The organism is Actinomadura fibrosa (genome assembly GCF_900659615.1).
Lineage (GTDB): Bacteria > Actinomycetota > Actinomycetes > Streptosporangiales > Streptosporangiaceae > Spirillospora > Spirillospora fibrosa.
On record NZ_CAACUY010000304.1, the window covers coordinates 1 to 9,430 of the forward strand.

At 74.4% G+C, this 9,430-nt stretch carries 8 protein-coding genes; 5 read left to right on the forward strand and 3 right to left on the reverse strand.

Translation table 11 applies throughout. The annotated features are described in order from the left end of the window. Positions 1-250 precede the first annotated feature (250 nt). Complete coding sequence (locus tag E1300_RS43870) at positions 251-430, reverse strand: hypothetical protein (protein ID WP_131763198.1); 180 nt, start codon at positions 428-430, stop codon at positions 251-253. A gap of 169 nt (positions 431-599) precedes the next feature. On the opposite strand from E1300_RS43870, the gene E1300_RS43875 reads away from it, so the two are divergent. After that, on the forward strand, positions 600-1,625 hold the full coding sequence (locus E1300_RS43875) for a LysR family transcriptional regulator (protein ID WP_207400307.1): 1,026 nt from the start codon (positions 600-602) through the stop codon (positions 1,623-1,625). 49 nt (positions 1,626-1,674) lie between these two features. On the opposite strand, the gene E1300_RS43880 is transcribed toward E1300_RS43875, so the two are convergent. Beyond that, a complete protein-coding gene (locus E1300_RS43880) occupies positions 1,675-2,601 on the reverse strand; it encodes a carbohydrate kinase family protein (protein WP_131763200.1) in 927 nt (308 codons plus the stop codon). 167 nt (positions 2,602-2,768) lie between these two features. Here E1300_RS43880 and E1300_RS43885 point away from each other — a divergent pair, with 167 nt between their 5' ends. The 4 genes from E1300_RS43885 (at position 2,769) to E1300_RS43905 (ending at position 8,359) form a co-directional block, all read left to right on the forward strand. After that, positions 2,769-5,219, forward strand: coding sequence for a bifunctional acetate--CoA ligase family protein/GNAT family N-acetyltransferase (locus E1300_RS43885; protein WP_131763201.1), 2,451 nt, complete (start codon positions 2,769-2,771; stop codon positions 5,217-5,219). A gap of 349 nt (positions 5,220-5,568) precedes the next feature. Beyond that, positions 5,569-6,150, forward strand: coding sequence for a DUF5998 family protein (locus tag E1300_RS43895; RefSeq protein ID WP_131763203.1), 582 nt, complete (start codon positions 5,569-5,571; stop codon positions 6,148-6,150). An 89-nt stretch (positions 6,151-6,239) separates the two neighbouring features. Further along, on the forward strand, positions 6,240-7,388 hold the full coding sequence (locus E1300_RS43900; RefSeq protein WP_242619781.1) for an alkaline phosphatase family protein: 1,149 nt from the start codon (positions 6,240-6,242) through the stop codon (positions 7,386-7,388). Positions 7,389-7,528: 140 nt separating this feature from the next. After that, positions 7,529-8,359 carry a sulfurtransferase gene (locus E1300_RS43905; RefSeq protein ID WP_131763205.1) on the forward strand — a complete coding sequence of 277 codons (831 nt, stop codon included), beginning with the start codon at positions 7,529-7,531 and terminating at the stop codon, positions 8,357-8,359. 3 nt (positions 8,360-8,362) lie between these two features. Here the strand turns inward: E1300_RS43905 and E1300_RS43910 are convergent. Next, positions 8,363-9,430 (reverse strand): CHAT domain-containing protein (locus E1300_RS43910; RefSeq protein ID WP_131763206.1); only part of this gene is annotated, 1,068 nt, incomplete at its 5' end.

Here is a 9,430-nt window from a genome sequence, read left to right on the forward strand (position 1 = left end):
GACCAACGACCTGTGGGGCATCGACGATGCGACGGTCCTCATGGTCGCGATGCCGATGTACCACGTGGCGGGCTGCGCGCCGGGGGAGCGTGGCCAGGGGAGCAGGCGGGGCCGCGGTTCGCCGCCCGCGCGCCCCTGTCGAGCGCGGGCGGCGTCTACCGCGGGGTGGCCGGTCCGTGCGCGCGGCCCCGCGCACGGACCGACGAGGGCCCGGGCGCCGCGGCGGAGAAGAACCGCGGCGAACCGGAGTTCAGCGGGGCGGAGCGGACGCCGGGGCGGGCGTCCGGCGGGGAGTGCCCGGGTAGACGAGCTTGTCGGCGAGCTCGACCGCGGGCGCGGGGATCCGCACCGGCCCGGACGCGACGATCTTCGCGGGGGCGTCGTCGCGCACAGGCGGGACGCGGCGGGCGGCGGGCTCGGTCGGGCTCACGGGACACTTCCTCCGTCGGGGTGAACGAGAGGAAAGTGTTCTAGAGGTTAGAAAAGTATGTCCAGTTGTTTCGCAGAACATCTTCAGATAAGTTCAACGGGAAATGTCATCATTTCCCGCTGAAGTGAACGCTCGGCCATTTCCGGCGGAGGTAGTAGTGTCCACGCCCGTGCCCCCGACCCTCGACGAGCTCCTCGCCGGCCCGTCCGGGCTGCTCGACACCACGTTCGACCAGCTCCGCACGCTGCTCGTCGTGCACGAGACCGGGTCGGCGCTGCGGGCGGCGCGGGTGCTCGGGCGCGAGCAGTCCAGCGTGCAGAAGCAGCTCGACACGCTCAACCGCAACAGCCAGGCGTTGTGCGGGGAGGTGCTGACCGTCCGGCAGGGGCGCGGGAAGGACTTCCTGTTCACGCCGACCGGTGAGACGACGGTGGAGCTGGCGCGGACGACGTTCGCGAACTGGCTGGAGTCGATTCACTGGAGCCGCCGCAGGCTCGGGCGGATGCTGACGGTCGGGACGACCGAGTTCACGCTGCCGATCGTGTCGCGGGCGTGGGAGCGGGTGTCGGAGGAGTTCCGGCAGCGCGAGGTGGAGTTCAAGGTCGCGCACGTCCGGACGAAGGACCTGTGGTCGCGGCTGGAGACCAAGCAGGTCGACCTGATCTGCGGGAGCATCGTCAGCACGCCGGAGGGTGACCTGCGGCTGAGGGAGTACGAGGTCGTCGAGTACGCGCGGGGGCGGGCGCTGCTGCTGACGAACCTGCCCGCGGGCGAGCTGCCGGACGCGCCCGTCGAGACGAGCCGGCTGCCCGGGATCCCGCTGGTGGTGCCGCCCGCCGGCCTCGTCGCCGATCTGCTGGCGACCTGGTACGGGCCGGGCTACCGGGAGCGGCTGAACGTCGTCGCGGACATCGACGACGTGCACTACGGGCTGTCGCTGCTGAAGTCGGGCTTCGTCCGCGGCTGCATGATCGTCACCGGGTCGATCGGGCGGGGCATGGCCGGGCAGGACGATCCGGACAGCGTGCCGCTGCGGGCGATCGGCCTGCACGACGACCTGGAGCCGAAGGCGGAGCTGATGACCGGCGCGTTCGTCCGGCGCGCGGACCTGGAGCGCTACGACGCCGGGCATCCGCTCAACCGGCTGTGGGACGCGGTGCGGGAGGACGTGCGCACCTACACGCCGTCCGCGTGATTCGACATGCGCTGAGGAGACGGGGGCCGTGCGGCCCCCGTCCCGGGCCTCAGTTCTTGATCTGGTTGTCGACGACGTCCAGCGACGGGCGGGCGCCGAGGTGCTGCATGGCCTGCGCGGCGAGGCGGCACCCGGCGGTGAGGGCGTCGGCGGGCTGCTTGCCGTCCAGCCAGGGCGGCAGGAAGCCGGCGACGAACGCGTCGCCCGCGCCGGTGCCGTCGACGATCTTGTCGACCGGCTCGGCGGCGACGGTGACCGGCTCGGGCCGGCCGTTGGTGTACCAGAGCGCGCCGTCGGCGCCGACGTTGATGACGACCTGCGGGTACCAGGCGGTCAGCACCTTGGCGGCCTGGTCGGGGTTGTCGCGGCCGGTGAGGATCTCGGCCTCGGACGCGTTGACGATGAGCAGGCGGGCGCCCTGCGTCCACTCCAGGAAGGGTTCGGCGCCCATCCGCTTGAGGGGGGAGGAGGAGCCGCCGTCCACGGAGATGGACATCTGCGCCTTGCGGGCCAGGTCCAGGGTGTGGGTGGCGGCCTTCCGCGATCCCTCGTTGATGAGCGAGTAACCGGAGAGGTGCAGGTGGGTGCCCTGGGTGAACAGGTCCTTGCAGCGCTCGATGTCCTCGGGGAGGAGCGCGCCGTTGGCGCCGGGGTCCGACAGCATGGTGCGGTCGCCCTTGTGGGTGACCATCACCACGCAGGTGCCGGTCGGGCGCTCCTGGTCCATGACGAGGCGGGCGTCGACGCCGTAGCCCATCAGCTCCATGTCACGGTTCCGGCCCGCGATGTCGGAGCCGCGGCGGCCGACGAAGGCCACCTCGACCCCTTCCAGGGCGAGCCAGGAGGCCACGTTGGCGCCCGAGCCGCCCCCGTGGATCGTCACGGCGGCGGGCGTGTCGCTGCCCTTCGCCAGGGGGTACGCGGCACGTGCCACGGTGTCTGTCATAAGATCGCCGACCACGACCACGCGCGTCATGGAGTCATCACCTCGATCAACACGGCCCGCGCGAGCGGCATACTGGGCGTGTGGTCGACCGTAACAGCTCTTGACCCCCGATTAGGTCTCGAACGCGCAGCGAAACCAAGGAAGCCTCGTTTTTCCCGAACGGGTGACCGGGGGCGGTGTGCCTTACCCTCGGGTACGTGACCGAGCGTTACCCGGACCAGTGGGAGGCCGACGTCGTCCTGAGCGACGGCGGGACGGCCCACCTGCGCCCTATCCGGCCCGGCGACGCCGAGCTCCTGCGGATCTTCTACGCGCGGCTGTCGCCCGAGTCGATCTACTACCGGTTCTTCTCGCCGCGGCCGAGGCTCACCGACCGTGAGATCGAGCACTTCACCTCCGTGGACTACGACCGGCGTGTCGCGCTCATCGCGACGATCGGCGAGGAGATGGTCGCGGTCGTCCGCTATGACCGGCTGGCGGACCGTCCGGAGACCGCGGAGGTGGCGTTCCTCGTCGAGGACGCGCACCAGGGGCGGGGGCTCGGCGCGGTGCTGCTGGAGCACATCGCGGCGGCGGCGCGGGAGCGGGGGGTGCGCCGGTTCGTGGCGAGCGTGCTGCCCGACAACCGCCGGATGACGCGGGTCTTCCGGGAGGCGGGCTACCAGGCGGAGCAGCGGTTCGAGGAGGGCGTCATCGAGCTCGTCCTCGACCTGGAGCCGACGGAGACGTCCGTGGAGGTGATGGCGGCGCGCGAGCACCGGGCCGAGTCCCGGTCGATCCAGCGGCTGCTGTTCCCGCGGTCGGTCGCGGTGATCGGGGCGAGCCGGGCCGAGCACAGCGTGGGTCAGACCGTCCTGCGCAACCTCCTCGCCGGCGACTTCACCGGTCCGGTCTACCCGGTGCATCCGACGGCGGTGGCGGTGGCGGGGGTCCGCGCGTACGCGTCCGTCCTGGACGTCCCGGACGATGTGGACCTCGCGGTCGTCGCCGTCAGGGCCGACACCGTGCAGGAGGTGGTCCAGCAGTGCGCGGGCAAGGGCGTCCGGGGGCTGGTGGTCGTGTCGTCCGGGTTCGGCGAGACGGGCCCGGAAGGACGCGCGAGCCAGGAGGAGCTCGTCCGGCTCGCGCGCGCCTACGGGATGCGCGTCGTCGGCCCGAACTGCCTGGGCGTCGCCAACACCGACCCGGACGTCCGGCTGAACGCGACCCTGGCCCCGACCATGCCGGGACGGGGGCCGGTCGGCTTCTTCTCCCAGTCGGGCGCCCTCGGCATCGCCATCCTCCAGCGGACGGCTGAGCGCGGCCTCGGGCTGTCCACGTTCGTGTCCGCCGGGAACCGCGCGGACGTGTCGGGCAACGACCTGATGCAGTACTGGGAGGAGGACCCGGCGACCAAGGCCGTCCTCCTCTACCTGGAGTCGCTGGGCAACCCCCGCAAGTTCACGCGGCTGGCGCGCCGGCTCGGCCGCCGCAAGCCGATGGTGGTCGTGAAGAGCGGCCGCAGCACCCAGGGCGTCCCGATCGGGCACGCCGCGCGGGCGCTCAGCCTGCCCGACCACGCGGTCAGCGCGCTGTTCGCGCAGGCCGGGGTGATCCGGGTGGAGGACCTGTCGGAGCTGTTCGACGTGGCGCAGCTGCTGGCCTACCAACCGCTGCCCGCCGGGGACCGCATCGCGATCATCGACAACTCGAACTCGCTGGGGCTGCTCGCGCAGGACGCGGCGGCGGCGCTCGGCCTGGAGGTCCGGCCGCGCCTCGACCTCGGCCCGCGCGCGGGCGCCGAGGAGTACGAGGCCGCGCTCGCCGCGGCGCTGGAGGACGACACGGTCGACGCGGTCGTCGCGCTGTTCACGCCGCCGACGATCGGCGGCTACGACCTGCGCGTCCCGGAGCGGATCCTCCGGCTCGCCGCGGGCGGCGCGAAGCCGATCGTCGCGACCTACCTCGGTTCCAAGGGCATGCCCGCCGACCTGCGCGTCCCCGGGCCGGACGGGACGGCGGCGGCGGGGTCCATCCCGTCCTATCCGGCGCCGGAGGACGCCGTCCGCGCCCTCGCGTACGTCATCCGGTACGCGCAGTGGCGGCAGCGCCCGCCGGGTCGCCTCCCGGAACTCGCCGGGGCTGACCGCAGGCGCGCGCGGGACCTGGTCGAGCGCTGGCTCGCCGCGGGCGACCCGGTGCGGGCCACGCGGGAGCAGGCGTGCGAGCTGCTCGCCTGCTACGGCATCCGGGTCGGCGACACCGGCGAGGACGCCGGGGGAGTGCCGACCCGCATCGTGACCATGGAGGACCCCTCGTTCGGCGCGGTCGTCTCCTTCGGCCTGGCCGACGAGACCGCCGCCCTGCTGGACGACCGCGCCTACCGGCTGGCGCCCCTCACGGACGTCGAGGCCGCCGAGCTGGTCCGCGCGATCCGGACCGCGCCGCTGCTGCTCGGGCACCGCGGCGCGGAGCCGGTCAGTGTGCGCGCGCTGGAGGAGCTGCTGCTCCGGGTGTCGCGCCTCGGCTACGACCTGCCGGAGGTCGCGCGGCTGGAGCTGGACCCCGTCGTAGTGGACGCGGCGGGCGCCGCCGTCCGCGGAGTCACGCTGCGCCTGGAACGGCCCGTGGGGCCGCGTCCCGAACTCGGCCCCCGCCGCCTCCCCTGACCGGTTCCTAGCCGGGCGGCGGTGGCGGGCTCGGCTCCGGCGTCGGCGGGACGGGATCGGGCGCGGGCCCGGGCGGGACGGGGCTGGGCGGCTGCGGCGAGGGGGCCGGGGCCGGGCCCGGCGGAGGCTCGGGCGGAGGCACCAGCGGCCCCGGCGGAGGCGCCGGGTCGGGCGTGGGCGGCGGCACCGGCGGCGGGGACGGGAGCGGATCTCTGTCCATACGGCTCCCGTACCCCGACGCGAGGCCCGTACCCCGATGGGCGCCCGGCCGTCCTCCGGACGCCGGGCGCCCGGGCCGCTTCGGACCGTCATGTGCGCGTCCGGCCCCGGACAGGGCAGGATGGGGACCATGAGGGAAACCCGAGCGACCGCTCACGGGTTGCGCACCGCCATCGAGCGCAGCGGTTACTACCCGGCCCTGGTCGCGGACGCGGTCGAGTCGGCCATAGGGGACGAGCGCGTGGTCGCCTACGTGGTGCACCATGAGGCGACCTTCGATCCCGCGATGGAGGTGCGGCGGCACGTCACCGTGCTCGTGCTGTCCGCGAGCCGCCTGCTGGTGTGCCACACCGACGAGCACCCGCCCGGCGAGGGCATGGCGCAGCCGCACGCGTCCACGACCACGGAGGCCGTGAAGCTCGAACGGGTCCAGTCGGTGGCGGTGACGCGGGTCGTCCCGGACCCCGCGTCCTACGTGCCCGGCGTGCCGCCCACGGAGGTCGTGCTGACCATCGGCTGGGGCGCGATCGCCCATATCGACCTGGAACCCGCGACGTGCGGCGACGAGAACTGCGAGGCCGACCACGGCTACACCGGCAGCGTCACGGCCGACGACCTGTCCCTGCGGGTGAGCGAGGCCGCCGACGGCGCGGACGCCGTCGGGCAGGTGCTGGCCTTCGCCGAGGAGCTGTCCGCCGCGACGGCCAAGTGAGCCCCCCGATGGACGGCCCGGCAAACGACCCAGTGAGCGGCCCGGAGCACGGCGCTGTGGACGGCCGTGGGAACGGTCCGACGGGTGGCGTGAGCGAAGGCCCGGCGGGCGGTGCGGGGCAGGGGCCGCCGGTGCCCGTCCCCCGGTACGGGACGGGAGCGCTCGCCGACGTTCCGCCGTCCCTGCTGGCGGCGCTGGGCGTCCCGGGCGTGGAGAACGTCCTCGGCCTGCCCCCCGTGCCCCGGGTGGCGATCCTGATCGTGGACGGGCTGGGGTGGCGGCAGCTTCGCGCCCATCCGGACGAGGCGCCGTACCTCAACGCGATGGAGGGCGGGCCGGTCACCGCCGGCTTCCCCGCGACGACCGTCACGAGCCTCGGGTCGCTCGCCACGGGCCTGCCGCCCGGCGGGCACGGGCTGCTCGGCGTCCAGGTGCGGATCCCGGGCACCGGCCGGCTCCTCAACTGCCTGCGCTGGAAGGACGACTCCGTCGACCCGGCCGAGTTCCAGCCCGCGCCGACCGCCTACGAGCGGGCCGCGGCGGACGGCGTGGAGGTGTCGTACGTCGCGCTCGGCCACTACCGGGGCTCGGGGCTCAGCCGCGCCACGACCCGCGGCGCCGAGTACCGCCCCGCCGAGGGCCTCGGGCAGCTCGTCGGGCGCACCGAGGAGGCGCTGCGCCTCGGCGACCGCTCGTACGTGACCGTGTACCACGCCGACCTCGACTCGACCGGGCACCGGTTCGGCGTCGGGTCCGCCGACTGGCGCCACCACCTGCGGTTCGTGGACGTGCTCGCCCAGGAGATCGCCGCGGTGCTGCCCGCCGGGTCGGCCCTGTACGTGACCGCCGACCACGGGATGGTCGACCCGTCCGAGCGGGTGGACGCCGACACCGTCCCGGAGCTGCGGGCGGGCGTGGCGCTGCTCGGCGGGGACGCGCGGTGCCGCTACGTGTACGCCGAGCCGGGCGCGCACGAGGACGTGCTCGCCGCGTGGCGGGCCGTGCTCGGCGACCGCGCGTGGGTGGTCGGGCGGGACGAGGCCGTCGATGGCGGCTGGTTCGGGCCGATCGGTCCGGAGATGCGGGAGCGCGTCGGCGATGTGATCGCCGTCCCGCACGCCGACATCGCGATCACGGCGTCCGAGCGGGAGCCGTGGCTGGCGCTGATGGTCGGCATGCACGGCTCCCTGGTCCCGGACGAGCAGCTGGTCCCGCTGCTGAGCGCGTCCCGCCCCTGATCATCGGGACCACCGCCCGCCGGGAGGGTGAGGGCTGTGGCGCGAGGGCACCGCGGCGCGGACACGGTGCGTAAGGTCGAGGCGTGACGAGCGGAAACCGACCCCTCCCTAATCGGGGCAATGGCGGTCAAACTGGCGATGTGCACCCTCTCATCGACGTATCCGCGCTGGACCGGCTGCTCCGGGGGCAGGAACCTCCGGTGCTGCTGGACGTGCGGTGGCATCTGGCGGGGCCTCCGGGAATCGAGTCCTACCGCAAGGGGCATCTGCCCGGCGCGGTCTTCGTCGACCTGGACCGGGACGTGGCGGGGCCGCCCGGGCGGGGCGGCCGCCATCCGCTGCCCGCGACGGGGGACTTCGAGGCCGCGATGCGGCGCGCCGGCGTCTCCGCGGGCCGGCTCGTGGTGGTCTACGACGACGCCGACTCCACCGCGGCGGCGCGGCTCTGGTGGTCGCTGCGGTACTTCGGGCACGACCGCGTCCGCGTCCTGGACGGTGGTTACCGCGCCTGGACGGAGGCGGGCCTCCGGGTGAGCACGGCCGATCCGGAGGTCAAGCCGGGCGACTTCATCGCCACGCCGGGGCGCCTGCCCGTCCTGGACGCGGAGGGGGCCGCGGCGCTGGCCACGGCGGGCGTGCTGCTGGACGCGCGGGCGGCCGAGCGGTTCCGCGGCGAGCAGGAGCCCGTGGACCCGGTCGCGGGGCACATCCCGGGCGCGCGGAACGCCCCCACGTCCGGCAACGTCGGCGTGGACGGCCGGTTCCTGCCGCCCGAGCTGCTCCGCGAGCGGTTCGCGCAGCTCGGCGCCACCGACGCCAGCGACGTCGGCGCCTACTGCGGCTCCGGTGTCACGGCGGCCCACGAGATCCTGGCGCTCACGCTCGCGGGCATCCCCGCGGCGCTCTACGTCGGGTCCTGGTCGAACTGGGTCGCGGACTCCGACCGCCCGGTGGCGACCGGCGAGTCCTGACCGTCACCCCGCGCCCAGGCAGAGGAAGCCCGCGACGCCGGGGGAGCGGCGGACGCCGGCCAGGGCCCTCGCCGGTGGGTCGCCCCCGGCGAGGGCCCGGTGGAAGGCGGCCATGAACTCCGGCGTCGCCGCGTCCCGGACGGGCGTGACGCTGGCGACGACCGTCGCGGTGCCGAGGGCGAGCAGGACGCCCGCCATGCCGAGGACCGCGTCGCCGCCGTCCGCCCGTCCGATGTCGCACGCGGACAGGACCAGCAGGTGCGGCGGCGCGGCCAGCTCCTCCAGGTCGTGCACCGTCAAAGGCCCGTCGGACAGCCGCAGCCGCGAGAACAGGGCATTGCCTTCGCGGAACTCGCCATGGGCCGCGATGTGGGCGAGCGCTGCGCCGTCCAAGGCGTCCCGGACGGTCTCCGCGCGCGCCCCCGGGTCGTCCAGGACGATCGCTTGCGGGTAGAGGCACCGCAGGTCGGACAGTTCGCGGTGGGTGTGGCGCAGGCCAGGTCCGGACACGAGCAGAGTGTGACCGGACGTCTGCGTAACCGACCTGGCCCGCAGCCAGGCGCCCGCGGACGGAACGACCGTGAAAGGACGTCGCACCAGAGACGGGAGCGTCGCCCAAGGGAGGCCGTGCAAGGCACCCGTGGGGGCGATAACGAGTTCCCGGTCTCCGATGTCCTGCTCCAGTGGTGCGAGGAGGAGGCGGTCCAAGCGTTCGCTGGAGCCCGCCAGTGCCGCAACCGACTGTGGGTCGTTTTCGTCCTCGGCCAGGCGGCGCAGGGCGAACCGTGCCAGGCCGATGTCCTCGCCCACGCCCCCGGACGGCCCGAGGCGGTGCCTGCGGAGGCGGCCATCGACGACCGTCACGGCGTGCAGGTCGGTGCCGACCGCGATCATCTCGACGAGGGCGCGCGCGTCCAGCGTCGCGGCGATCTCGGCGGTCCGCGGCGCGCGCGCCGGGACCCCGCTGGGCGGATGGCGGCGGGCGCAGGCCCGGATCCGCGCCTCCAGGCCGGCCGACAGCGCGGACGGCACGCCGCCCCGAGCGATGGCGGACGTGTGCTCGGCGCTGAG